Annotated in this window: 24 protein-coding genes; 17 read left to right on the forward strand and 7 right to left on the reverse strand. The window is 61.8% G+C overall.

The features are described 5' to 3' along the window. Positions 1 to 93: 93 nt before the first annotated feature. Entirely contained in the window at positions 94 to 1,104 is a 1,011-nt protein-coding gene (gap, locus tag ACZM22_RS00325; protein WP_489542728.1) for a type I glyceraldehyde-3-phosphate dehydrogenase, read from the forward strand. Between the two features lie 231 nt (positions 1,105 to 1,335). Then, the gene (locus ACZM22_RS00330) at positions 1,336 to 2,112 is read left to right on the forward strand and encodes a GntR family transcriptional regulator (RefSeq protein ID WP_489542729.1); all 777 of its coding nucleotides are present in this window, start codon (positions 1,336 to 1,338) and stop codon (positions 2,110 to 2,112) included. Between the two features lie 51 nt (positions 2,113 to 2,163). Here the strand turns inward: ACZM22_RS00330 and ACZM22_RS00335 are convergent, their stop codons facing one another. The 3 genes from ACZM22_RS00335 to ACZM22_RS00345 form a co-directional block, all read right to left on the reverse strand. After that, complete coding sequence (locus tag ACZM22_RS00335) at positions 2,164 to 3,090, reverse strand: ROK family protein (protein ID WP_489542730.1); 927 nt, start codon at positions 3,088 to 3,090, stop codon at positions 2,164 to 2,166. Positions 3,091 to 3,166: 76 nt separating this feature from the next. Next, positions 3,167 to 4,201, reverse strand: coding sequence for a Gfo/Idh/MocA family protein (locus ACZM22_RS00340; protein ID WP_483267252.1), 1,035 nt, complete (start codon positions 4,199 to 4,201; stop codon positions 3,167 to 3,169). A gap of 100 nt (positions 4,202 to 4,301) precedes the next feature. Next, positions 4,302 to 4,874 (reverse strand): 4'-phosphopantetheinyl transferase family protein, encoded by a 573-nt coding sequence (locus ACZM22_RS00345; protein ID WP_489542731.1) that lies wholly within the window; start codon positions 4,872 to 4,874, stop codon positions 4,302 to 4,304. 464 nt (positions 4,875 to 5,338) lie between these two features. On the opposite strand from ACZM22_RS00345, the gene ACZM22_RS00350 reads away from it, so the two are divergent. Then, positions 5,339 to 6,517 (forward strand): hypothetical protein, encoded by a 1,179-nt coding sequence (locus ACZM22_RS00350; protein WP_489542732.1) that lies wholly within the window; start codon positions 5,339 to 5,341, stop codon positions 6,515 to 6,517. Positions 6,518 to 6,560: 43 nt separating this feature from the next. On the opposite strand, the gene ACZM22_RS00355 is transcribed toward ACZM22_RS00350, so the two are convergent. Further along, positions 6,561 to 8,063, reverse strand: coding sequence for a carboxypeptidase M32 (locus ACZM22_RS00355; RefSeq protein ID WP_489542733.1), 1,503 nt, complete (start codon positions 8,061 to 8,063; stop codon positions 6,561 to 6,563). Positions 8,064 to 8,210: 147 nt separating this feature from the next. Here ACZM22_RS00355 and ACZM22_RS00360 point away from each other — a divergent pair, with 147 nt between their 5' ends. The 10 genes from ACZM22_RS00360 to ACZM22_RS00405 all read left to right on the forward strand — a co-directional run bounded on the left by ACZM22_RS00360 (position 8,211) and on the right by ACZM22_RS00405 (position 17,498). Beyond that, the gene (locus ACZM22_RS00360; RefSeq protein WP_489542734.1) at positions 8,211 to 9,356 is read left to right on the forward strand and encodes an AI-2E family transporter; all 1,146 of its coding nucleotides are present in this window, start codon (positions 8,211 to 8,213) and stop codon (positions 9,354 to 9,356) included. 153 nt (positions 9,357 to 9,509) lie between these two features. Next, complete coding sequence (hrcA, locus tag ACZM22_RS00365; RefSeq protein WP_483267257.1) at positions 9,510 to 10,550, forward strand: heat-inducible transcriptional repressor HrcA; 1,041 nt, start codon at positions 9,510 to 9,512, stop codon at positions 10,548 to 10,550. Continuing rightward, entirely contained in the window at positions 10,547 to 11,119 is a 573-nt protein-coding gene (gene grpE, locus ACZM22_RS00370) for a nucleotide exchange factor GrpE (protein ID WP_489542735.1), read from the forward strand. The genes hrcA and grpE overlap by 4 nt, the downstream gene beginning before the upstream one ends. A gap of 13 nt (positions 11,120 to 11,132) precedes the next feature. Further along, on the forward strand, positions 11,133 to 11,324 hold the full coding sequence (locus ACZM22_RS00375) for a PspC domain-containing protein (RefSeq protein WP_483267259.1): 192 nt from the start codon (positions 11,133 to 11,135) through the stop codon (positions 11,322 to 11,324). A 53-nt stretch (positions 11,325 to 11,377) separates the two neighbouring features. Then, a complete protein-coding gene (gene dnaK / locus ACZM22_RS00380; protein WP_483267260.1) occupies positions 11,378 to 13,225 on the forward strand; it encodes a molecular chaperone DnaK in 1,848 nt (615 codons plus the stop codon). Between the two features lie 65 nt (positions 13,226 to 13,290). After that, a complete protein-coding gene (dnaJ, locus tag ACZM22_RS00385) occupies positions 13,291 to 14,439 on the forward strand; it encodes a molecular chaperone DnaJ (RefSeq protein WP_489542736.1) in 1,149 nt (382 codons plus the stop codon). An 8-nt stretch (positions 14,440 to 14,447) separates the two neighbouring features. Then, positions 14,448 to 15,257 (forward strand): histidinol-phosphatase HisJ family protein, encoded by an 810-nt coding sequence (locus ACZM22_RS00390; RefSeq protein ID WP_489542737.1) that lies wholly within the window; start codon positions 14,448 to 14,450, stop codon positions 15,255 to 15,257. 21 nt (positions 15,258 to 15,278) lie between these two features. Further along, entirely contained in the window at positions 15,279 to 15,716 is a 438-nt protein-coding gene (gene rpiB, locus ACZM22_RS00395; protein WP_483267263.1) for a ribose 5-phosphate isomerase B, read from the forward strand. Between the two features lie 14 nt (positions 15,717 to 15,730). Continuing rightward, entirely contained in the window at positions 15,731 to 16,732 is a 1,002-nt protein-coding gene (locus tag ACZM22_RS00400) for a putative glycoside hydrolase (protein ID WP_489542738.1), read from the forward strand. Between the two features lie 109 nt (positions 16,733 to 16,841). Further along, the gene (locus ACZM22_RS00405) at positions 16,842 to 17,498 is read left to right on the forward strand and encodes a hypothetical protein (protein ID WP_489542739.1); all 657 of its coding nucleotides are present in this window, start codon (positions 16,842 to 16,844) and stop codon (positions 17,496 to 17,498) included. 65 nt (positions 17,499 to 17,563) lie between these two features. Here the strand turns inward: ACZM22_RS00405 and buk are convergent, their stop codons facing one another. Beyond that, the gene (buk, locus tag ACZM22_RS00410) at positions 17,564 to 18,655 is read right to left on the reverse strand and encodes a butyrate kinase (RefSeq protein WP_489542740.1); all 1,092 of its coding nucleotides are present in this window, start codon (positions 18,653 to 18,655) and stop codon (positions 17,564 to 17,566) included. 249 nt (positions 18,656 to 18,904) lie between these two features. On the opposite strand from buk, the gene metG reads away from it, so the two are divergent. Continuing rightward, entirely contained in the window at positions 18,905 to 20,869 is a 1,965-nt protein-coding gene (gene metG / locus ACZM22_RS00415) for a methionine--tRNA ligase (protein WP_489542741.1), read from the forward strand. Positions 20,870 to 20,932: 63 nt separating this feature from the next. On the opposite strand, the gene ACZM22_RS00420 is transcribed toward metG, so the two are convergent. Beyond that, positions 20,933 to 21,697 carry a TatD family hydrolase gene (locus tag ACZM22_RS00420; protein WP_489542742.1) on the reverse strand — a complete coding sequence of 255 codons (765 nt, stop codon included), beginning with the start codon at positions 21,695 to 21,697 and terminating at the stop codon, positions 20,933 to 20,935. Between the two features lie 3 nt (positions 21,698 to 21,700). Beyond that, positions 21,701 to 22,000, reverse strand: coding sequence for a putative quinol monooxygenase (locus ACZM22_RS00425; RefSeq protein ID WP_483267267.1), 300 nt, complete (start codon positions 21,998 to 22,000; stop codon positions 21,701 to 21,703). 142 nt (positions 22,001 to 22,142) lie between these two features. Here ACZM22_RS00425 and ACZM22_RS00430 point away from each other — a divergent pair, with 142 nt between their 5' ends. The 3 genes from ACZM22_RS00430 (at position 22,143) to ACZM22_RS00440 (ending at position 25,306) form a co-directional block, all read left to right on the forward strand. Further along, positions 22,143 to 22,805, forward strand: coding sequence for a helix-turn-helix domain-containing protein (locus tag ACZM22_RS00430; protein ID WP_489542743.1), 663 nt, complete (start codon positions 22,143 to 22,145; stop codon positions 22,803 to 22,805). A 117-nt stretch (positions 22,806 to 22,922) separates the two neighbouring features. Continuing rightward, complete coding sequence (gene lepA, locus ACZM22_RS00435; protein ID WP_489542744.1) at positions 22,923 to 24,731, forward strand: translation elongation factor 4; 1,809 nt, start codon at positions 22,923 to 22,925, stop codon at positions 24,729 to 24,731. Positions 24,732 to 24,784: 53 nt separating this feature from the next. After that, positions 24,785 to 25,306 carry a hypothetical protein gene (locus ACZM22_RS00440; protein ID WP_489542745.1) on the forward strand — a complete coding sequence of 174 codons (522 nt, stop codon included), beginning with the start codon at positions 24,785 to 24,787 and terminating at the stop codon, positions 25,304 to 25,306. The last annotated feature ends 117 nt before the right edge of the window (positions 25,307 to 25,423 follow it).

Raw genomic sequence — 25,423 nt, forward strand, 5'->3', positions numbered from 1 at the left:
TTTTAAAAAAGGGGTTGCATTTCTGAAAATATCGCATATAATACAAACATACCATACATTTGATATATTCCATCAGAGAGGAAGTCTTATTTTATGAGCATTAAAGTCGGTATCAATGGCTTCGGCCGCATCGGCCGTATGGTCATGCGCTGCTGCATGAACCACCCCGAGATCGAGATCGTGGGTATCAATGATCTTTGCCCCGCTGATTATCTGGCCTATATGCTGAAATATGATACGATGCACGGCAAGTTCGAGGGCGAGATCGGCAGCGCCGAGAACGCCATCATCGTCAATGGCCGCTCCATCCCCGTGTTCGCAGAGCGTGACCCTGCCAACCTGCCTTGGGCCAAGGTGGGCGCCGAGTACGTCATCGAGTCCACTGGCCTGTTCCTGACCAAGGAGAAGGCCGCAGGCCACATCGCCGCCGGCGCCAAGCACGTGGTGATGTCCGCCCCCTCCAAGGACGACACCCCCATGTTCGTCATGGGCGTCAACCAGGACACCTACACCTCCGACATGCAGTTCGTCTCCAACGCCAGCTGCACCACCAACTGCCTGGCCCCCATCGCCAAGGTGCTGCACGATAACTTCGGTATCACCGACGGTCTGATGACCACCGTACACTCCACCACCGCCACTCAGAAGACCGTGGACGGTGTGTCTCTGAAGGATTGGCGCGGCGGCCGCGCCGCCTCCGGCAACATCATCCCCAGCTCCACCGGCGCTGCCAAGGCCGTGGGCAAGGTCATCCCCAGCCTGAACGGCAAGCTGACCGGCATGTCCATGCGCGTACCTACCCTGGACGTGTCCGTGGTGGATCTGACTGTGAACCTGAGCAAGCCCGCTACCTACGACGAGATCTGCGCTGCCATGAAGAAGGCCAGCGAGAACGAGCTGAAGGGTATCCTGGACTACACCGACGAGGCTGTGGTGTCCTCCGACTTCCTGGGCAACACCCACACCTCCATTTTCGACGCCAAGGCCGGTATCGCCCTGACCGACACCTTCGTGAAGGTGGTCAGCTGGTACGACAATGAGATCGGCTACTCCGACAAGATCCTGTGCCTCATCGAGCACATGTACAGCGTCGATCACAAGTAAAACGCCAATATCCTTTCAAAAAGGTTTTCCTTCTTTTTTGTTCCGGAAACAGCGCCGTCCCACCGGGACGGCGCTGTTTCTATTCTTTTGGTGAAACTTACGGCGGCGATACCGGTGATTTTCCGCAAAAACGGGAATCCCACGATATTTATCAGAAATATGCCTATCTTTCCGCGGATTTGTATGGTACAATAGGTACAACTCAGAGGAGAGGGAAAGGAACCCCTTACAATGGAACAGAATCCGATCTTGAACGCCAAGCTGTCCATGGACAGCGATATTCCCCTGTATGCCCAGCTGGTGGGCATCATCAAACGCAATATCTCCACCGGTGCGCTGGCCGTGGGCGATCTGCTGCCCAGCGAGGCGGAGCTGTGCCGCTGGATGAACATCAGCCGCAACACCGTGCGGCAGGCCATCGGCGAGCTGGAGGACGAGGGACTGGTGGTCCGCAAGCGCGGCCGCGGCACCTTCGTGGCCGACCCCGCCACCAACCGCCGGGGCGTGCGGTACTCCTTCACCACCGAGGTGTCCTCGCTGGGTAAGGTGCCGTCCTCTACGCTGATCGACTTCGACGTGATCGTGCCCAATCAGGCCGTGTGCGAGAAGATGGAGCTGCGGGAGGGCACGCCGGCGTACTGTTTCACCCGCGTGCGCAACGTGGACGGCGAGCCGCTGATCCTGGAGACCAGCTACTATCCCCAGTACATCTATCCCCATCTGACACGGGACATGCTGCAGACCCACAGCTTTTACAGCCTCCTGTACCATGTGGGCATCGTGCCCTTCGCCGCCGACGAGAGCTATGAGGCGGTGGTGCTGGACGCGGAGAAGGCCAAGCTGCTTGGCGTGAACGCGGGAAACTGCGCCTTCTATCACCAGCGGCTCACCCGTACCGAGGACGGGCGCATCTACGAGTACACCAGGAGCTTTATCCGCGGTGACCGCGTGCGGCTGGACGTACATATGCAGAAGAGCGGCATGAACTTTGTGCGTACCATCGATTGAACGACATAAAAAGGAAGCCGTCCCGCGGGACGGCTTCCTTTTTATGTGCTGTTACAGCGCGGCGGCGCCGATGATGCCCGCCTCGTTGCCCAGCTGGGCCGCCTGGATCACCGGCTGGGGACGCTCCGTACCGCCGAAGCAGTTGGCGGCCACGTAGCGGCGGATGGGGGCCAGCAGGCGCTCGCCCTGGCGGCTGATGCCGCCGCCGATGAGCACCATCTCCGGCGACAGGATATTCACCAGATTGGTGATGCCGGCGGCCACATAGTCGTAGTAGCGGTCCAGCACCGCTTTGGCGGCGGCGTCGCCGTCGTCGGCGGCGTCGAACACGTCGCGGCCCGTCAGAGCGGGATAGCGGTTCAGCAGGGAGTCGGGATGGGACGCGGCGGCCTCCTTGCCCTGACGGATCAGGGCGGTGGCGGAGGCATACGCCTCCCAGCAGCCGCTGCGGCCGCAGGTGCAGGGCTGGCCGTCCAGCACCAGCAGGCTGTGGCCCACCTCGCCGCCGGCGCCGCCCAGTCCGGAGACGATCTGGCCGTCCACGATGATGCCGCCGCCCACGCCGGTGCCCAGGGTGATGAGCACCATGTTGCGGCAGCCCACGGCGGCACCCGCCACCGTCTCCGCCAGCGCGGCGCAGTTGGCGTCGTTGCTGAGGCGGGCGGGCAGGCCGAAGTGCTCCGTCAGCATACGGCACACCGGCACATCGAACCAGCCCAGGTTATAGGCGCAGACCACCACGCCCCGCTGGGGGTCGCAGGTACCCGGGGCGCCCACACCGATGGAGGCGCAGTCCCGGGCCGTCAGGCCCGCCTTGTCCAGTGCCAGCTCCACGGCGCGGCACATGTCCGCCACCACCTGCTCCGCCGGACGGCCGGCTCCGGCGGGGACGCTGGCCTCCGAGATCAGGTGATAGCCGCTGTCCACCACGCCCACGGCGATGTTGGTTCCGCCCAGATCAATGCCGATGCGATACATAAGGATACTCCCTTTCATGTGTGATATAGAAAACGGCGGGGCGGGCTGTCTGCCCGCCCCGCAATGGTGCGTTTGCTCAGAAGTGGGTGACAAAGTCGCTGTTTACCGCCACAGTGCGGCTGATGTTGGAGGAATTGATGCTGGCGAAGATGGTGCGCATCACCGTCAGCGCCTCCCGTCCGGAGACCTCCGGTTCGCGGTCGTGGACCAGTGCGTCCACGAACTCGTCGATGACGCCGGTGCCGTTGTGGGGCACATCAAGGTTGTAGCTGGTGGTGTTGCCCTCCAGATCGCTGACTGTGATGGGGGCAGAAGCCTCGTTGTAGATCAGCATAATGCCCTTGGTGCCGTACAGGCAGGTAGACTGGCACTCGTTGCCGTAGATGGTCCAGCTGGCCGCCATGGTGCCCAGCGCGCCGCCGGACATCCGCAGGATACACAGGGCGTTGTCGTCCACGCCGATGAGGTTCCCCTCGCTGTCGCGCTTGTTCAGCGTCACCACCTTGGCGGTGGTCTCGATGACCTTCTGGCCCAGCAGGTATTGGATCAGATCCACCTTGTGGATGCCCATATCGGACAGAGCGCCCAGCGCCGCCTTGTTTTTATCGAAGAACCAGGTGCCCTCGTCCACGGACCAGCCCTCGGGGCCGGCGTTGCCCAGCACGGCGCGGAATGTGATGACATCGCCGATGACGCCGCTGTCCAGCAGCTGCTTGGCCCGGCGGTGCACCGGATCGAAGCGCATGTTGTGGCCCACCATCAGGTGACGGCCATTGCGCTCCGCCGCAGCTACCATGGACTCGCACTCCGCCAGCGTCACGGCCATGGGCTTTTCGCACAGGACGTGCTTGCCGGCGTACAGCGCCGCCGTGGAGATCTCCGCGTGGCTGCGGTTTTCCACGCAGATGGACACGGCGTCCACATCGTCGCGGTTCAGCAGGTCAAAGTAGCTGTCGCACACCACGCCGCCATATTGGGCGGCCATCTCCTCGGCGCGGGCCCGATTCTTGTCGTGATAGGCTACCACCTGGGCATTGGGGTTCGCTGCGTACTCGGGCAGATGGCGCACCTGCGCGATCTTGCCGCAGCCGATGATACCAACTCGAATCATACAAAAGCTCCTCCTCTACTGTTCTCGTAAATCATCCTCGTCTAAATTATAACAAATTCAGGGGCAGGTGAAAAGCCTTTTTTCGCAAATTGCAGAAAATTTAACCAAGACGCAGGGCCGTGGTCAGGGCGCAGCCCCTCTGCATGACGTGATCCAGCACCACGCCCCGGGGCAGGGCCAGGCGGCTGAGAGCCAGCAGGGGGCCCTTGCCCGTCAGCTTGAACAGGGCCTCCTTGGCGGTCCAGGTCTCCCAGAAACGGGCGCAGTCGCCATCGTCGCCCACGCGGATGTAGGCCATCTCCGCCTCGGAGCAGACGCGGCGCATGAATTTCTCGTCCGCAGAGCGGACCACCTCCACATCCACGCCTACCGGCACATCGGCGATGGCGCAGACGGCGTAGGGCCCGGAATGGCTGACGGAAACGTAGACGCCCACGGCGTCCACGGTGGGCTTGCCCATCTCATCCCAGCGCAGGGGGACCTCCCCCTCGCCGCAGCCCAGGCGCTGCGCCAGCAGGCGGCGGGCCAGCAGCTCACCGGCCACGGTGCGCCTGCGGTCGTCCTCGCCGGCGATGTCGTTGACGCGGCGGCGGCGCTCCTCATCCATCATGGCCACGGTATGGGCCATGGTATCCGTGTCCAGCGTGCGGATGTCGTACCAAAGAAGTTCCATGTTTCCCTCTCCTCCCGATCATTCATTTTTGAGTTGAGTATAACACAACACCGCAGAAGATACCAGTATTTTATGCGCTTGCTTTTACGGAAAGAAAGAGGTACACTGTCACTGTATGGAATTACGGTGTGGATACACATACATCATATATACCATCGGTTGACAAGGGCAGACACGGTTTTGACGGGCAGAAATACGCCCATACGGCGTCAAGTCCCTTGACAATACGGCAGTATTCTCTACGGGCCTTTCCTTGTCTGGACGCATTTCTGCTCCGGCAAAACTGTCCGCATCTGCCAGCGATGGATATTCGAGCGATTTTTGGCTTTTGAGACGCAGGCGGGCGAGCGCCCGCCAAGGCGAAAAGGACAAAAAGCGACGGAAAGACGCGCTGGCAGGCGTGTTTGCCCTTGTTAACCGATGGTATCATATGGATATAATACGCTTGCTCAGGAGGAGCAGTTATGGTTTCTATTGTAGAAGTGACCACGAAGGCGCAGCTGCGCCGGTTCGTGGATTATCCCAATCAGCTGTACCGCGGCGTGCCGCAGTTCGTGCCCGCCACGTATGGCGACGACCTGTCCGACTGGGACCGTCAGAAAAATCCGGCGTTCTCCTACTGCGACGCGCGGTGCTGGCTGGCGGAACGGGACGGGGAGATCGTGGGGCGCATCGGCGCCATCCGCAGCCGCAAGGCCAATGAAAAGTGGGGCACCAACCGGATGCGGTTCACCCAGGTGGACTTTATCGACGATCCTGAGGTATCCGCTGCGCTGTTCGCCGCCGTGGAGGACTGGGCACGGGAGCTGGGCTGCACCGCGGTGCATGGGCCGCTGGGCTTCACCGACATGGACCGTGAGGGCATGCTGGTGGAGGGCTTCGACCGCCGCAGCTGCTTCTTTACATACTATAATCACCCCTACTACATCGACCACATGGCGGCGCTGGGCTACGTGAAGGACGTGGACTGGATCGAGGAGCTCATCACCGTGCCCACCGACGAGAAAACCATCCAGCGGTGGGAGAAGCTGTCGGACTTCGTGCTCAAGCGCAACCATCTGCACATCGTGGAGCCCAAGAGCCGGCTGGCGTATCTGCCGCTGCTGAAGCCGTTTTTCGACCTGGTGAACGTGGCCTACGCCCCGCTGTACGGCACGGTGGATCTGACGGATGAACAGATCAAAAAGTATGCTTCCAAATTCGCGCCGCTGATCAACCCCCACACCACCTGTTTCGTCATGGATAAGAACGACCGGATGGTCGCCTTCGGCGTAGGCGCACCCAGTCTGGCCACCGCCATGCAGAAGCACAGGGGACGGCTGTTCCCCACCGGCTGGATGGACGTGCTGAAATCCTTCCGGAAAAACGATACCATAGACCTGCTGCTCATCGCCGTGCATCCGGACTACCAGTCCCGTGGCGTCAACGCCGTCATCCTCAGCAAGACCATGAAGGGCTGCCTGAAGATGGGCATCAAGCAGGCGGAGACCGGCCCCATGCTGGAGATGAACGACAAGGTGCAGTCCCAGTGGAAGGACTTCCAAACGGAGCAGCACAAGCGCCGCCGGTGCTTCATCAAGGAACTGATCCCTGCCGCCGCAGAGGCGGAGACGGAGAATGCCCCCGCCGGAGCCGCCGTATAAAGGAAAAAAGGGAACGCGCACGATGTGCGCGTTCCCTTTTGTCTTATGACAGGCCGTAGACCTCGGTGAACTTCTTCTCCAGATAGGCCACGTAGCAGTCGGGGTCGAACTTGCCGCAGACCGATTCGAACAGGGCCACGGGGTCCTTCATGCAGCCATGCTTCCAGATCCTGTCCTCCAGCCAGTTGTTGATGGGGGTCAGGTCGCCGGAGCGCACCACGGCGTCCACGTCCAGATCCTTGGACATCTCCTGGAGGTACTGGGCGCCGTAGGCCGAGCCGATGGCGTAGGAGGGGAAGTAGCCGATGTTGCCGTTGGCCCAGTGGGAGTCCTGCAGTACGCCCTGCCGGTCGTCGGGCACATCAATGCCCAGATATTCCTTATAGAGGCGGTTCCATTCGGCGGGCAGATCGTGGGCGGTGAGGGACCCGTCGAACATGCGCTTTTCCAGCTCGTAGCGCACCATGATGTGCAGGCAATAGGTCAGCTCGTCGGCCTCGGTGCGGATGAGGGAGGGCTCGGACTTGTTGATCATACGGTAGAAGTCGTCCTCCGTCACATGGTCCAGACGTGGGGCGAAGTGCTCCTTCAGCCACGGATAGATGATGGAGCAGAAGGCGCGGCTTCGGCCGATGATGTTCTCGTAGAAGCGGGACTGGCTCTCGTGGATGCCCATGGAGACGCCGGCGCCCAGATTGCTGCGGGCCAGCTCCCTGCCGGTGTGCAGCTCGTACAGGGCGTGGCCGCCCTCGTGGATCACGGAGAACAGGGAGGAGGCCACCATGTCGGCGTGGTAGTGGGTGGTGATGCGCACGTCGTCCCGGGAGAAGTTGATGGTGAAGGGGTGCTCCGTCTCGCCGATGGTGCAGTGGTTCCTGTCGATGCCCATGACATCCATGACGAAGTCGGAGAACTCCCGCTGGATGGGGATGGGGAAATCGGCGTGGAGCGGTGCGTCGTCCACCCGGTCGGCGTGGGCGGTGACGCGCTGGATCAGGGGCACCAGCTTTTGCCGCAGAGCGGCGAAAAATTCGTCGCAGGCGGCAATGGTCAGGCCCCGCTCATAGTTGTCCAGCATCGTCTCGTAGGGAGCCTTGTCCGGCTCCCAGTACAGGGCGAAGCGCTTCAGGGTGTCGAACATCTCCTGCAGATACGGCTCGAACAGGGCAAAATCATTGGTCTCTTTGGCGGTCTGCCACACATCGTCAGCCTTGATCGACAGACGCTGATAGGCCACGAACTCCTCCTCCGGGATGCGGCGGGTACGGTCATAGCTGCGCCAGTACTCCTCCACCTTGCGGCGGGTGACGGCGTCCAGCTCCTCCCGCGCAGCCATCAGGGTCTCCAGCATCTCCACCGTCTCCGGTGCAGTGGTGAGCTGATAGTCGATACGGCTCAGCTCCGCCGATGTGTCGCCGCGGACGGCGGCAGCGCCCTTGGGCGCCACGGTGACGCCGTCGTAGTACAAAAGGCCCATGGCGTGGCCCAGTGCAAAGCTGGTCTGTTCATAGGTTTTCAGCTTTTCCAATGCTTCGGTAACAGTCATGCGCATACCTCCTGTTTGTCATTTCTCTGATTATACCATCCGCAGCGGAAAGACACAAGCGGGGAAAAAGTATACAGAATCTTAATAGACTGCCGGCGGCAAACATGGTAGAATAGAGAAAATACGGTCAGAAAGGGCGGAGTACACTTGGAACTCAACAAAAAGACCATGCAGCGCATCATGCTGCTCATCACCTTTGCGGTGCTGCTGTTCTGGGGGCTTTACAACATCTCGGCAGTGACAAAGGTGCTGGGGAAGCTGCTGGATCTGCTGTCACCGCTGCTGCTGGGCATCTGCATCGCCTTTGTGCTGAACCTGATGATGGCGGCGCTGGAACGGCTGTGGGACCGTGCGCTGGCCAAATGGGACAGTCGGTGGAGCCGGAAGCTGAAGCGGCCCGTCTGTCTGGCGCTGACCATGGTGCTGTTCATCGGCATCATTTTCGCCATCTTCTTTATTCTTCTTCCCCGGTTGGAGGAGGCGGGCTCCACGCTGGTGGCCAACATCCCCACCTACGTGGCCCAGATCCAGGCGTGGTGGGAGAACCTCAGCGCCTTCGGGGCGGAGCACGGCGTGACCCTGCCGGAGCTGGCGCTGGACGCGGACAGCGTGAAGAACACCATCACCGGCTTTTTGCAGGAGAAGGGCGACAGCGTGGTGAACACCACGGTGAACATCACCGCCTCCATCGTGGGGGCGCTGGTGAACTTCCTGCTGGCGCTGGTGTTCTCCCTGTACCTGCTGGCCCAGAAGGAGACGCTCCTCGCCCAGTCCAGGCGGCTGCTGCGGCGCAGCCTGCCTCAGAAGGCGGCGGACCGGCTGCTGCGGCTGCTGAGCCTGAGCAACAACGCCTTTTCCAGCTTCGTCACCGGTCAGGTGACGGAGGCGTTCATTCTGGGCACCCTATGCTGTCTGGGCATGCTGATCCTGCGTCTGCCCTACGCCCTGCCGGTGTCGGTCATCATCGCGGCACTGTCGCTGATCCCCATCTTCGGCGCGTGGATCGGCGCGGCCACCGGCGCGTTCCTCATCGTGTTCCAGAGCCCCATCAAGGCCCTGACATTCCTGATCTTCCTGTTGATCCTGCAGCAGGTGGAGGGCAACCTCATCTATCCCAAGGTGGTGGGCAAGTCCGTGGGACTGCCCGGACTGTGGGTACTGGCCGCCGTCACCTTGGGCGGCGGGGCCTTCGGTGTGCTGGGCATGCTGCTGGGCGTGCCGGTGTGCTCCATCGTATACTCGCTGGTGCAGGAGTTCATCCGCGGCAAGCCGGCGGAGGAGTCCGCAAAATAAACCGTGCAATCAGAAGCGCTCCGCCTTCCGGCGGGGCGCTTTTTCCCGCGCCGTGTTTACAAATAATTAAAATAGCCCCTATTGACATTATCTGGGGAGGGTGGTAAACTGCGTTTAGCACTCGAAAAGCAGGAGTGCTAAACGGAGAAAGCTATGGAATTGACAGACCGCAAAAAGCAAATATTGAAGATCGTGGTGGAAAGCTACATCAACACCGCCGAGCCCGTGGGCTCCAAGGCCATCGTGGAACAGATGCCCGGCAAGATCAGCTCCGCCACCATCCGCAACGAGCTGGCGGATCTGGTGGAGATGGGCTATCTGGAGCAGCCCCACACCTCTGCGGGACGTGTGCCGTCGGCCAAGGGCTACCGGCTGTACGTCAACGAGCTGATGGAGCGCAAGGCTCTGTCGCCGGAGGAGACGGCCAAGATCAACGATGCCCTGTCCGGCCAGATGAAGCAGGTGGATCAGGTCATCAGTCAGGCCGGACAGATGGTATCCAGCTTTGTGGGCTACCCCACCTACGCCGTGGCCGATCACCGGACGGTCGCCACCGTGCAGCGGTTCGAGCTCATCTCCGTCAGCGAGAGCAGCTTTATCGCCGTGGTGATGCTGTCGGACAACCGCGTCAAGAGCCAGCTGATGCAGTTGGACCTGCCGGTGGACGCCGAGACGCTGCCGCAGCTGAGCCACCTGCTGAACACCCACTTTGTGGGGGCGGCGCCGGAACAGATGAATGCCACGCTGATGAGCCTGTCGGATCAGGTGTCGGGCCAGTGGTTCCTGCTTCTCAACCGCGTGACGGAATATGCCTGCACGCTGTTGGAGGAGACCCAGCACCAGCAGGTGTTTACCAACGGCGCCAGCCAGCTTCTGAAGTTTCCGGAATTTCGGGACATCGACAAGGCTCACGATCTCATGAGCTTCATGGTGGACAATAAGGAGGACCTTCCGGTGCCCCAGAGCGATGCGCCCATGCAGATCCTTATCGGGCCGGAAAACGTCAACGACGCCCTGAAGGAGAGCAGCGTGGTCATCGCCAGCTACGACATCGGGGACAACATGCGGGGTCTGGTGGGCGTTGTGGGCCCCACCCGCATGGATTACGCCGCTGTGGCGGCGCGGCTGAGCTACTTTGCAGAGAGCCTGAGCCGTATGTTTGGTAAAAAACAGCTACCGGAGGATATACAATGAGCGAAAAGGATAAGCAGAAAAAGAAGGCGTCCGCCGAAGAAACGGCGGCACAGGAGACGGTGGAACAGACTGCGGCGCCCGCTGAGGAGGCGGTGCAGGAGGAGACGTTCACCGTCACCAAGTCCCAGATGGAGCAGATGGAGCAGCTGGCCAAGGTGCTGGCCGATGCCAACGACAAGTACCTCCGTCTGGCGGCGGAATACGACAATTATCGCAAGCGCACCACCCGCGAAAAGGAAAACGTGTACGGTACGGCCAAAGCCGACACCATCAAGCCGTTTTTGGCGGTGCTGGACAATCTGGAGCGGGGCGTGCAGCAGTTTGAGGAGGGTGACGGCCACCGGCAGGGGCTGGAGATGATCTGCAAGCAGTTCATCGACGTGCTGGGCCAGATGGGCGTTACCGAGATCCCCGCGCTGGGGCAGCCCTTCGATCCGGAAAAGCACAACGCCGTGATGCACACGGAGGACGAGAGCGCCGGAGAGAACACCATCGTAGAGGTGTTCCAGAAGGGCTTCATGATCGGAGATAAGGTGCTGCGCTTCGCCATGGTGAAGGTGGCAAACTGAAAGGAGTATTTCCATGAACGAAAAGAAGCTGTATAAGAGCAGTACGGACAAGAAGCTGGCCGGCGTCTGCGGCGGCATCGCCGAGTATTTCAACATCGACTCCACGCTGGTGCGTCTGGGCTGGGTGCTGTTCAGCCTGCTGGGCGGCAGCGGCTTGCTGGCGTATATCATCGCGGCGCTGATTATGCCCGACCGGCCCTATTGATCTCTTAAACCCGTAAATAAATGAAATTAAGATAAATTCAGGAGGCAATCATTATGTCTAAAGTTATCGGTATCGACCTCGGTACGACCAATTCCTGCGTAGCCGTGATGGAAGGCGGCGAGGCAGTCGTTATCCCTAACGCGGAAGGCAACCGCACCACCCCGTCCGTGGTGGCGTTCAGCAAAACCGGTGAGCGTATGGTGGGTCAGGTGGCAAAGCGTCAGGCCATCACCAACCCCGACCGCACCATTTCCTCCATCAAGCGCGAGATGGGCACCGACCACCGCGTCTCTATCGACGGTAAGAGCTACACTCCCCAGGAGATCAGCGCCATGATCCTGCAGAAGCTGAAGGCTGACGCAGAGGCGTATCTGGGCAGCACCGTCACCGAGGCTGTCATCACCGTCCCCGCCTACTTCACCGACTCCCAGCGTCAGGCCACCAAGGACGCCGGCAAGATCGCCGGTCTGGACGTAAAGCGTATCATCAATGAGCCTACCGCCGCCGCGCTGGCCTATGGCGTGGACAAGGAGCAGGCCCAGAAGATCATGGTGTACGACCTGGGCGGCGGCACCTTCGATGTGTCCATTCTGGAGATCGACGACGGCGTCATCGAGGTGCTGGCCACCGCCGGCAACAACCGTCTGGGCGGCGACGACTTCGACCAGTGCATCATGAAGTATCTGGTCAGCGAGTTCAAGCGCACCGATGGCATCGACCTCAGCGGCGACAAGGTGGCCATGCAGCGTCTGAAGGAGGCCGCCGAGAAGGCCAAGATCGAGCTGTCCGGCGTCACCACCAGCAACATCAACCTGCCCTATATCACCGCCGACGCCACCGGCCCCAAGCATCTGGACGTGACGCTGACCCGCGCCAAGTTCAACGAGCTCACCGGCCATCTGGTGGACGCTACCATGGGTCCCGTGCGTCAGGCCATGTCTGATGCCGGTCTGAAGCCCTCTGACCTCGCCAAGGTGCTGATGGTGGGCGGCTCCAGCCGTATCCCCGCCGTGGTGGAGGCCGTGAAGAGCTTCACAGGCAGCGAGCCCTTCAAGGGCATCAACCCCGATGAATGCGTGGCCATGGGCGCGGCTCTGCAGGCCGGTGTGCTGACCGGCGACGTCAAGGGTCTGCTGCTGCTGGATGTCACCCCCCTGTCTCTGGGCATTGAGACCATGGGCGGTGTCTGCACCCGTCTGATCGAGCGCAACACCACCATCCCCGTCAAGAAGAGCCAGATCTTCTCCACCGCCGCCGACAACCAGACCTCCGTGGAGGTCAACGTGCTGCAGGGTGAGCGCGAGATGGCCGCCGCCAACAAGAGCCTGGGCCGCTTCCATCTGGACGGCATCGCTCCGGCACGCCGCGGCGTACCTCAGATCGAGGTGACCTTCGATATCGACGCCAACGGCATCGTCAACGTGTCCGCCAAGGATCTGGGCACCGGCAACGCCCAGCACATCACCATCACTTCCTCCTCCAACATGAGCAAGGATGACATTGAGAAGGCCGTCAAGGAGGCTGAGCAGTATGCCGCCGAGGATGCCAAGATCAAGGAGAAGGTGGAGATCCGCAACCAGGCCGATCAGCTGGTCTATCAGGCTGAGAAGACCCTGAGCGAGGTGGGCGACAAGGTGCCCGAGAGCGAGAAGGCTCCCGTGCAGGCCGGTCTGGATAAGCTGAAGGAGACTCTGAAGGGCGAGGACACCGACGCCATCAAGGCCGCTACCGAGGAGCTGACCCAGCTGTTCTATAAGATGAGCGAGAAGCTGTACCAGCAGGCGGCGCCCCAGGGCGATCCCAACATGGGCGGTCAGCCCCAGGGCGACCCCAATGCGGGCGGACAGCAGTACTACGACGCCGACTACAAGGTAGTCGATGACGACGACCAGAACAAGTAACACATATCCCACAAGAGGGACAGGGCAGCCTGTCCCTTCTTGTGGTATTATCGGAGAGAACGACGATGGCAGAAAATAAACGCGATTACTATGAGGTCCTGGGCGTCAGCAAGGGCGCATCCGAGGACGAGATCAAAAAAGCATATAAGAAGCTGGCCCGCAAGTACCACCCTGACATGAACCCCGGCGACAAGGAGGCCGAGGAGAAGTTCAAGGAGGTCAACGAGGCCAACGAGGTGCTGTCTGATCCGGAGAAGAAGGCGCGGTATGACCAGTTCGGCTTCGCCGGTGTGGACCCCAGCTACGGCGCAGGGGCAGGCGGAGCCGGCGGCGGCTTTGGCGGCGGCTTCGACTTCGGCGATCTGGGCGACATCTTCGGCAGCTTTTTCGGCGGCGGCTTTGGCGGCGGCGGGCAGACCCGCCGCAACGGCCCCCAGCGGGGTGAGAGCATCCGCGCCAGCGTGTCCGTGACGTTCCTGGAGGCGGCCCACGGCTGTGAGAAGGATGTCACTATCGAGCGCAGCGAACAATGCCCCACCTGCAAGGGCAACGGCTGTGCCCCGGGCACCACGCCGGAGATCTGCCCCGACTGTCACGGCAGCGGCATGGTGCAGGTGCAGCAGCGCACGCCCATGGGCGTGTTCGCCAGCAGCAGACCCTGCCAGCGCTGCCACGGCACCGGCAAGATCATCCACCAGCCCTGCGCCGACTGCGGCGGCAGCGGTGCGGTGCGCAGGCGCAAGACCATCAAGGTCACCATCCCCGCCGGTATCGACCACGGCCAGACCATCTCCCTGCGTGGGCAGGGCAACGCCGGTAAGAACGGCGGGCCTGCCGGCGATCTGCTGATCACCGTGATGGTGCGGCCCCATGAGCTGTTCCGCCGCGAGGGCTACGACGTGTTCTGCGAGGCGCCCATCACGTTCAGTCAGGCGGTGCTGGGTGCGAAGCTGAAGATCCCCACCATCGAAGACTCCGTGGAGTACAGCATCCCCGAGGGCACCCAGACCGGCGCTGTGTTCCGGCTGCGGGGCAAGGGCATCCCCGTGCTCAACGGACGGGGACGCGGCGATCAGTACGTCACCGTGGTCATCGAGACGCCCCGCGGCCTGAACCGCGAGCAGAAGGAGGCGCTGAAGAAATTCAGCGAGACGCTGGGCGAGAAGAACTATGAAAAGCGCAAGAGCTTTCTGGACTTCCTGAGAAAGAAATAAGGTGCCGTATGTATCTGGCTGATTATCACACCCATTCCGACTGCTCCCCCGACGGGCGGGAAACCATCGCCCGCATGGCGGAGGCCGCCGTGGCCCGCGGGCTGGACGAGATCTGCATCACTGACCATGTGGACACCATCTGCTGGGGCAGCCGCCAGCCCCGCTGGGACTTCGACTGGGACAAGGCCCAGACGGAGCTGGCGGAGGCGCGGCGGCTGTACGGCGACCGGCTCACCATCCGGCTGGGCGCGGAGCTGGGCGAGGCGCCCATGGCCTTCGATCGGGCGGAGCATCTGCTGGATCACGCGCCCAAGCTGGATTTCGTCATCGGGTCCGTCCACATGGCGGGAAAAAAATTCGGATATTTTGACCTTTACTACGTTGAAAAAAGTTCCGAAACGTATTATCATGAGCTTATCGACAGTTATCTGGAGGATGTGCTGGAGTTGGCGAAGTGGGGGCGGTGCAGCGTGCTGGGCCACCTGACGCTGCCGCTGCGGTACATAAACGAGAATCTGGGTGAGCACATGACGTTCCAGTCCCATATGGCGCAGGTGGAGGACATCTTCCGCACCATCATCCCCAAGGGGCTGGGCATCGAGTGCAACACCAACCGCGGCAACACGCCGCTGCCGGCCGGAGACATCCTCCGGCTGTACCGGGAGATGGGCGGCGAGGTCATCACCCTGGGCTCCGATGCGCACTCCCGCGACATGGTGGGCTGCGCCATCCTTGAGCGGCAGCAGCTGCTGCGGGACTGCGGCTTCCGGTATTTCTGCACATTTGAGGGTGGGAAGCCCATTTTCCGCCCCCTATAAAAGAAAAAGGAGAACACGACCATGAAAATTGCCATCGGCTGCGACCACGGCGGCTATCTGCTGAAACAGGACATTCTCATCTGGCTGGAGGAGCACGACATCGACTTTGAGGATGTGGGCTGCTTCTCCACGGAGAGCGTGGACTATCCCGTTTACGCCGAGAAGGTGGCCCGGGCCGTGGCCGCCGGGGAGTGCAGCAAGGGCATTGTCATCTGCACCACCGGCATCGGCGTGTCCATGGCCGCCAACAAGGTGGGCGGCGTTCGCTGCGCCCTGTGCACCGACTGTTTGCAGGCGGAGATGACCCGCCGCCACAACGATGCCAATGTGCTGGCGCTGGGCGCCGGTATCACGGGGCCGAATCTGGCCAAGCGCATGGTGGAGATCTTCCTGTCCACAGAGTTTGAGGGCGGACGCCACGCCCGCCGCGTGGCGCTGGTGGACAGCATCCAGCCCTAAGGGAGGGTACGCCTATGGCGACAAGGGGGTACAACAGTTATCGGGGCCGCGTTTCCACCGGCCGCATTGTGCTGATCGTGGTATTGGTGCTGATCCTGCTGGGCGCCGTGGGATATCTGGCGGTGCAGAACTATCTGGTCTACGATGAGGCGGGACAGGTCCATCTGGAGCTGCCCTGGGGACGGCATGACGGCACACCCACGCCGGATAAGACGCCGGTGGAGGATGTGGACATCGACCGTCTGGAACCAGAGAGCATGCTGACGCCGGTAACGGCGCTCCACGCCACACGCCTGCCCGACGACTGCCTGTGGTGGGGCGCGGACTACATCATGAACACCCTGGTGCCGGAGGACATGGTGCTGGCGGTGAAGCGCGAGAACGGCGGCATTACCTACGGCACGCAGGTGTCGGTGCCGCAGAACGTCATCGTGGAGCAGGGACGCCCGCTGGACTGCCTGAAGCAGCTGCTGGCCAGCGACCGGTACACGGTGGCGCGTATCTGCTGCTTCAGCGACAGCGCCTACGCACAGGGACTGCCGGAGACGGCGCTGGTGCGGGAGGACGACAGTTTGTGGTACGATGCCAACGGCGGCGCGTGGCTGGATCCTACCAATCCCGCAGTGCTGAGCTACATCACGGCGCTGAGCACCGAGTGCGCGGAGCTGGGGTTCGACGAGATCCTGCTGGACTGGTTCTGCTATCCGGTAGAGGGAGATCTGGAGGCTATCGCCAACGGCGGCAGCGACCATGTGCAGATCCTCACCGACTTCGCCAAGAGCCTGCGCAGCAGTCTGCCGGAGGGCGTGGCCCTGTCGGTGACGCTGCGCGGCAGCGGGGACAACGCCCTGACGGCGACCCAGCTGGCGGAGCTGTTCGACCGCATCTATCTCCCGTCCGGAGAGGACGCGGCAGCGGTGCAGCGGCAGCTGCCCAAGGGCTACGACGCGGAGACGCGGCTGGTGGCAGCGGCTGCGGAGGCGCCGGCGTCCGGCAGCTACGTTATCAACAGCTGAACGTAAAAAAGAGGCCGTCCGGCGTATGCCGGACGGCCTCTTTCTTGTGTTGACAACAGCGTGAACCGTTGTTATCATGATGGTATTACATAGAAAAGGAGAGAGTCCCATGAAGCAACTGATTTTCCTGATCGTCGCGGTGGTTCTCGCCATTGCCGCAACGGTGCTGGCATTTATCTTCATTGTGCCGGAAAAGCGCCGGGAGAAGCTGAACGCCTTCGGCAAATTCCTGCACGACTTATGCGCCTTCAAGTTCCTCGTGGTGGAAAAGATCCTGCAAGCGCTGTACATCTTCTCCACCGCCTTCATCGTTCTCTACGGCGTGCTCCAGCTGTTCAATGTCCAGAGGGATTACTGGACCGGCGCAAGCAGATGGATGGGCGGTGCCGGCCTGCTGTGCATCATCGTGGGACCCATCGCCGTTCGCCTCAGCTATGAGCTGATGATGATGGCCATTCTGCTGGTGAAGAATGTCATCTCCATCAACCGTAAACTGGCGGACGAGACCGGCAGCGCCGGCGGGGATGTGTTTGCCGCCCCCGATGTGGAGGAGCTGAAAAAGGCTATCCAGCGCAAGGAGCCGCAGCCCCAGCCTCCGGTTCAGCCTCAGCCGCCGTACCAGCCCCAGCCAGAACCGCAGCCCCCAATTCAGCCCCAGCCCGTTTGGGCGGAGCCTGCCCGGCCCGCCCAGTTCTGCCGGGAGTGCGGCAGCAGACTGGAAAACGGCGTTTGCCCCCAGTGCGGGAAGCCCGCGCAGGAGCAGTAAGCGTCAGCATAGTAAAAAAGAGGCCGTCCGACGTATGCCGGACGGCCTCTTTAGCTGCGGATAGATCAGTTGTTGTCATCGGGACGGGGACGGCGGTACTCCAGTGCCGGCTCCTCGCCCTTGAGCACGCGGAGAGCGCCCTGCGCCAGCGCCAGCAGCTCGTCCTCGCCGGGGTAGACGGTGATGGGGGCGATCCAGCCGACCATCTCGGAGATGGCATCCACCGTCTCCTTGCCATAGGCGATGCCGCCGGTGAGGATGATCTGATCCACCTTGCCGTGCATAACGGCGGCCATGGCGCCGATCTCCTTGCCGATCTGATAGTGGAACGCGTCCACCACACCGGCGATCTTCTTATCGTGTTCGGCCTGCGCCAGCAGATAGCGCATGTCGTTGGAGCCGGTGTAGGCCACCAGACCGCCGCGGCCGGAGAGCATGCGGTGCATCTCCGCCTCGGTGTACTTGCCGGAGTAGCACTGCTTCACCAGCTGGCCGGTGGGCAGGGAGCCGGAGCGCTCGGGAGAGAAGGGGCCCTCGCCGTCCAGTGCGTTCTGGGTGTCCACCACGCTGCCCTTCATGTGGGCGCCGATGGAAACGCCGCCGCCCATGTGGCAGACGATGAGGTTCAGCTCCTCATATTTCTTGCCCTGCTCCTTGGCAAAGCGCTTGGCCACGGCCTTCTGGTTCAGGGCGTGGAAAATGCTGACACGCTGGAACAGGGGATGACCGGCATAGCGCGCCACATCAGCCATCTCATCGATGACCACGGGGTCCACGATGTAGGAGGGGATGCCCAGCTCGTCGCCGATCTCGCGGGCGATCAGGCCGCCCAGGTTGGAGGCGTGCTGACCCTGAATGCCGATGGTGCAGTCCGTGACCATGTTGTCGTTGACGGCGTAGGTGCCGCCGCGGATGGGACGCAGCAGACCGCCGCGGCCGCTGACGGCGGACAGGGTGCGGGCGTCGATGCCCTGCTCGCGCAGCGCGCGCATGACCAGATCGCGGCGCCAGTCCTTCTGGGCGGCGATGGTTTTGAACTGGGCAATGTCCTCCGCACTATGGCGCAGGGTCTTGTCAAAGAGCAGCTGCTCATCCTCATAGACACCGATCTTGGTGGAGGTGGAGCCGGGGTTGATGACGAGAATTCTGTAAGACATGGGGGGTTCCTCCTAAGCTCATTTGTTCCGGCGGGCGCATTTTCACGCGCCCCGCAAATCACTATTCTCCATTATACAAAATTTTTCTCAGTCTGTAAATGGCTTTTTACGCAAAAATCGCGGAGTTTTCCCCATCATGATGGTGGATAGATTGACAAAGCCCGCCGCGTGCTCTACAATAGTATAAATGACTGCCAGTATTTTAAGCCGTCCTTCCATTCGGGGCGGCGGAAAAGGAGATAAAGACCCATGGAGAAGAAGACGTTTTATATCACAACGCCCATTTACTATCCGTCGGACAAGCTGCACATCGGCCACACCTACTGCACCGTGGCCACCGACGCCATCGCCCGCTATAAGCGCTTGCAGGGCTATGACGTGATGTTCCTCACCGGCACCGATGAGCACGGCCAGAAGATCGAGACCAAGGCCGAGGAGGCCGGCATGACCCCCCAGGCCTTTGTGGACCGCATCGTGGAGGGAGAGCGGGGCGTCCGCGATCTGTGGAAGCTGATGAACATTTCCAACGACCGCTTCATCCGCACCACCGATGACTATCACTGTGCCGCCGTGCAGAAGATCTTCAAGAAGATGTATGACAACGGCGACATCTATAAGGGTGCCTATAAGGGCAAGTACTGCACCCCCTGCGAGAGCTTCTGGACTGAGAGCCAGCTGGTGGACGGCAAGTGCCCCGACTGCGGCCGCGAGGTACACGATGCCGAGGAGGAGGCCTATTTCTTCCGGCTGAGCAAGTACGCCGACAGGGTGCAGCACCTGCTGGAGGATACGGACTTTTTGCAGCCCCGCACCCGCGTCAACGAGATGGTGAACAACTTCATCAAGCCGGGTCTGGAGGATCTATGCGTCAGCCGTACCAGCTTCAAGTGGGGCATCCCCGTGGACTTCGATCCCGGCCATGTGGTCTATGTGTGGGTGGACGCCCTGTTCAACTACTGCACGGCGCTTGGCTTCGACAACGACCGCTACAACGACTACGACAAGTATTGGCCCGCCGATTACCACATCGTGGGCAAGGAGATCGTCCGGTTCCACTCCATCATCTGGCCCGCCATGCTCATGAGCATGGGTATGCCTCTGCCCAAGCATGTGTACGGCCACGGCTGGCTGGTCATCGACGGCGGCAAGATGTCCAAATCCAAGGGCAATGTGGTGGACCCCTACGTGCTGGCAGAGATGTTCGGCGTGGACGCCCTGCGCTTCTTCCTGCTGCGGACGTTCCCCTTCGGCTCCGACGGCAACTTCTCCAACGAGCTGCTGATCAGCACCATCAACACCGACCTTGCCAACAAGCTGGGCAATCTGGTGAGCCGCACCACCGGCATGGTGGAGAAATACTTCGGCGGCAAGCTGCCCGCCGCCCGCGAGGACGCGCCGGAGGACTGCGACCTGAAAAAGACCGTGTGTGCCCTGCGGGGCCGCTATGAGGCGGAGATGGACAAGCTCCAGCTGCAGAACGGCCTGGACGAGATCTTCAAGGTCATTGACCGCGCCAACAAGTATATCGACGAGACGGCCCCCTGGACGCTGGGCAAGGACGAGAGCAAACACGTCCGGCTGGCCACGGTGCTGTATAACCTGCTGGAGACCATCCGCGTGTGTACTACGCTGCTGATGCCGGTGATGCCGGACACCTGTGAGAAGATCTTTGCCAAGATCGGCGCAGGCGCGGCGGCCCGCACCTGGGACAACGCCAACGTGTGGGGCGTGCTGCCAACCGAGACTCAGGTCTCCAAGGGCGAGAATCTGTTCCCCCGCGTGGACGCCGAGGCCACGCTGGAGAAGCTCAACGCCATGCAGGAGGCTCAGAAGAAGGCGGCGCTGCCCGCCGTGGAGGTGGAGCCCTTCGTGCAGGAGGAGGTGGACTTCGACACGTTCCTGAAGTCCGACTTCCGCGCCGTGAAGATCAAGAACTGCGAGGCTGTGAAGAAGAGCGACAAGCTGCTGAAGTTCACGCTGGACGACGGCAGCGGCACCGACCGCATCATTCTCTCCGGCATCCACCAGTACTATGAGCCGGAGCAGCTCATCGGCAAGACGGCCATCGCCATCCTGAACCTGCCGCCCCGCAAGATGATGGGCATCCCCAGCTGCGGCATGCTGATCTCCGCCGTCCATCGGGAACACGGCGAGGAGAAGCTGCACCTGATGCTCATCGATGACAGCGTGCCCGCCGGCGCCAAGCTGTGCTGAGCATCTGACACAACGATAAAAAGGACCTGAACGCATGGCGTTCAGGTCCTTTTTGTCCAGTTGTCAGGAAATGCGGAACAGGCGCTTGCCGTTCTCCGTGGTGAGGCGGGCCATCTCCTCCGGCGCGACGCCCTTCCACTCTGCCAGCTTTTCTGCCACCAGACGGACATAGCCGGAGTCGTTGCGCTTGCCGCGATAGGGCACCGGCGTCATGTAGGGGCTGTCCGTCTCGATGAGCATCCGGTCCAGCGGCGTCACCGCCGCCACCTCCGGCGCGCGGCGGGCGTTCTTATAGGTCACGGGGCCATCAAACCCCAGATACCAGCCCAGCTTCAGCAGCTCCTGCGCCATCTCGGGGCTGCCGGAAAAGCAGTGGAACACGCCGGTGACATCGGGGAATTCCCGCACGATGGAGAGGGTGTCGGCGTGGGCCTCCCGATCGTGGACGATCACCGGCAGCTGAAGCTCCCGCGCCAGCGCAAGCTGGCGGCGGAACACCTGCTGCTGGAATTCCCGAGGCGGGTTCTCCTCCCAGTAGTAATCCAGCCCGATCTCGCCGATGGCCACCACCTTGGGCTGCTGCGCCAGGGGACGCAGGGCCGCCAGATCGTCGTCGGTGCAGCCGCCGCAGTTCTCGGGATGGATGCCCACCGCCGCGTAGACGTGGGGGTAGGCCGCCGCCAGCTCCACCGCTCTGCGGGAGCTGGTGAGGTCGCAGCCCGGATCGATGACCAGCCCTACACCGCAGTCTGGCAGGGCCGTCAGCAGCGCGTCGCGGTCGGCGTCAAAGGCTTCATCGTCGTAGTGGGCGTGGGTATCGAACAGCATGGGTCAGTCCTCCAGGTGAACGCGGCCCAGCTTGGTGGCGGCGATGTATTTATCCTTGATCTCCCGCAGGCGGGCCATATGGGGCTGCTCCATGTGGACGCGCTGGTGGGCCGCGCTCTCCCAGCGCTCAATGAGCAGGACCTCGTTCTCGTCCTGAGCGGAGAAGTAGTAGTCATAGGCCAGGCAGCCGTCCTCCTGCCGGATCTGGGTCAGGATACCTTCCTCCACGATGTCGCGGACGAAGGACTCGCGGCAGCCGGGCTTGGCCGTGTAGCGCACGTACAGGATCAGTTGTTCTTCCATGTTTCAGCACCTCCAGATTTTGTTGCACCTATTGTAGCACACGCCGGAGGACGGTGCAAATTTTTTGGGCGCGGAGCGAAAAATGTATTTACAATCCGTATTATATAGGGTATGATTTACGGGCTGTATAAAAATAAACGGGGTGAGAGAATTGGCAACGGATTTTTCCAGAACGTTGAGCCTGCTGCGGCAGGAGATGGGCATCAGCCAGCGGAAGGCCGCTGCGGCACTGGGCATCAGTCAGGCACTGCTGAGCCACTACGAAAATGGCATCCGCGAGCCCGGACTGGCCTTCGTGGCCCGGGCCTGCGACTTCTATCACGTGTCGGCGGACTTTCTGCTGGGGCGCACCAGCTCCCGCGACGGGTCCATCATCGAGGCGGCGGAGCTGTATGACGCCAGCGACGAAAAGGGAACGCTGAAGGGCAGTATCCTGGCCACCTTGCAGAAAAAGCTGGTGGTGAACACCACCGGCGTGCTGTTCGACCTGCTGGGCAAGTGCGGCGACCGGACGGCCATCACCGCCGCCGGCGACTATCTCAGCACGGCGCTGTATACCCTGCTGCGGCACTACTACCGGCGGGGCGGCGGCAACGAGGATTTCTTCGCCGTGGACAGCGTGGACTTCGATGCGGGTACGGTGGACGCCGCTATGCTGCGCAGCCGCGCGGTATACCTGCGGGCGCTGGCTGAGGCGGAGCAGGTGCCGGAGCTGAACTCCGATGCGCTCACCGCCGCCCCCGGCGTGGGGCAGAGCACGGCGCAGGTGGTCCACAATGTGGACGACCTGGCGGCGAAGCGGTGAAAATAATTTTGACATCCTCGGCGGAAATGGATTCCGCCTGCGGCAAGGTTTTGCCCCGCAAAACGCTTGTACGCGCTCCACGCGGGCAGCGTGGATTTCCAAAGGAGGCTTTCTACTATGTTTGACCAGTCCCATATCCGCAACTTTTCCATTATTGCCCACATCGACCACGGCAAATCCACGCTGGCGGACCGCCTGCTGGAGAAGTGCAACGCCGTGCCGGAGCGGGAGATGGAGAACCAGCTGCTGGACAATATGGATCTGGAGCGGGAGCGGGGCATTACCATCAAGTCCCGCGCCGTCCAGATCTTCTATAAGGCGCAGGACGGGGAAACCTACGCCCTGAACCTCATCGACACCCCGGGCCACGTGGACTTCAATTATGAGGTCAGCCGGTCGCTGGCCGCCTGCGAGGGCGCGCTGCTGGTGGTGGATTCCACCCAGGGCGTGGAGGCCCAGACGCTGGCCAACACGTATCTTGCCATGGACCACGATCTGGAGATCCTGCCGGTGTTCAACAAGATCGACCTGCCCGCCGCCGACCCCCTGAAGGCCAAGCAGGAGGTGGAGGACATCATCGGCCTGCCCGCGCTGGAGGCCCCGGAGATCTCCGCCAAGCTGGGCATCAACATCGACGCCGTACTGGAGGACGTGGTGCAGAACGTGCCCGCCCCCAAGGGCGACCCCAAGGCGCCGCTGCGGGCGCTGGTGTTCGACAGCCAGTACGACCCCTACGTGGGCGTGGTGGTGCTGTTCCGCATCATGGAGGGTACTATCCGCAAGGGCCAGACCGTTCGCATGATGGCCAGCGGCGCGGAGTACACCATTCTGGAGTGCGGCTATCTCAAGCCGCTGGGCAACGAGCCCACGGACTGCCTGCAGGCCGGCGAGGTAGGCTATTTCACCGCCAGCATCAAGAACGTTAAAGATACCCGCGTGGGCGACACCATCACCGACGCCGCGGCCCCCGCCACGGAGCCGCTGCCGGGCTACCGCCCCGCCCAGTCCATGGTGTACTGCGGCATCTACACCGAGGACGGCAGCAAGTACCCCGATCTGCGGGATGCGCTGGAGAAGCTGCAGCTCAACGATGCGTCGCTGACGTTTGAGCCGGAATCCTCCGTGGCGCTGGGCTTCGGCTTCCGCTGCGGCTTTTTGGGAATGCTGCACATGGAGATCATTCAGGAGCGGCTGGAGCGGGAATTCAACCTGGACCTGGTGACCACTCTGCCCAGCGTCATCTACCACGTCTATAAGTCCGACGGCACCATGGTGAAGGTGGACAACCCCCACAACTACCCCGATCCGGGCTCCATCGAGCACGCGGAGGAGCCCTACGTCAAGGTGTCCATCATCACGCCGCAGGACTTTGTGGGGAACATCATGCCCATGTGCCAGGAGCGGCGCGGCGAGTTCAAGGACATGCAGTATCTGGACACCCATCTGGTGGAGCTGCACTATCAGATGCCGCTGAACGAGATCATCTACGACTTTTTCGACACGCTGAAGGCCAACACCAAGGGCTACGCCTCGCTGGACTATGAGCTGTCCGGCTACCGCACCAGCGATCTGGTGAAGGTGGATCTGCTGCTCAACGGCGACGGCGTGGACGCGCTGAGCTTCATCGCCCACCGCGACAAAGCGTATCCCCGCGCCCGCCGCCTGTGCGAGAAGCTGAAGGAGAACATCCCCCGCCAGCTGTTCGAGGTGCCCATCCAGGCGGCCATCGGCGGCCGCATCATCGCCCGCGAGACGGTGAAGGCCATGCGGAAGGACGTGCTGGCCAAGTGCTACGGCGGCGATATCACCCGCAAGAAGAAGCTGCTGGAGAAGCAGAAGGAGGGCAAGAAGAAGATGCGGAACCTCGGTACGGTGCAGGTACCTACCGAGGCGTTTATGGCAGTCCTCAAGCTGGACAGCGATTGATGGTTACAGGGATCCCGCGCCCAAGGGCGCGGGATCCCTTTTTGGAGGGCGATATGCTTTTTGCAGGGACCGGCGTCGTCCTCGACGGCCCGCTCATTCTTTTTTTCGAAGGGAGGACACCGCACTTCCGAGCGCGGGTCACTTTTGGCCGCAGCGGCCCGCTAACTTTTCTCTTTCATGCCTCCGGCGGCCCCATTTCTTTCAGCAGCGAAAGAAATGGGGGAAAGAACGCCGCCAAAAACCAATGGTTTTTGGAATTCCTTTCGTCCGATCACAGCCACGCCGCAAAAAGGCCCACGCCGAATCGCTCCTGCCCCTATCCCCGCTGCCGCTTCCACGTACCGCAGGAAAATGCCGTATCCTACCGCCGTGGAACAGTGTACCTCCGCGTGGTACGTAGGAGCGGCAGCGATAAGAGGACTGCACGCGATTCGTTGTACGACGATGTTCGGCAATTTAAGTCGCGCGTGGTACGCGGCGGCGGTTTTCAGCGCACCCCAGCCGCGCAGGAAGTCTTGAAACCTGCGGTTTCAAGCAGCGTTTTTGGTCACTTTTGGGGCTGCGGCCAAAAGTGACCCGCGCTCGGAAGCGCGGAACCTTCCCTTTTCGCTGCTGAAGGAAATGGGGCCGCCGGAGGCACAGAGAGAGTCTGTGCAGCGGGCCGCTGCGGCCAAAAGTGACCCACGCCCGTA

The organism is Vescimonas sp. (assembly GCF_057856985.1).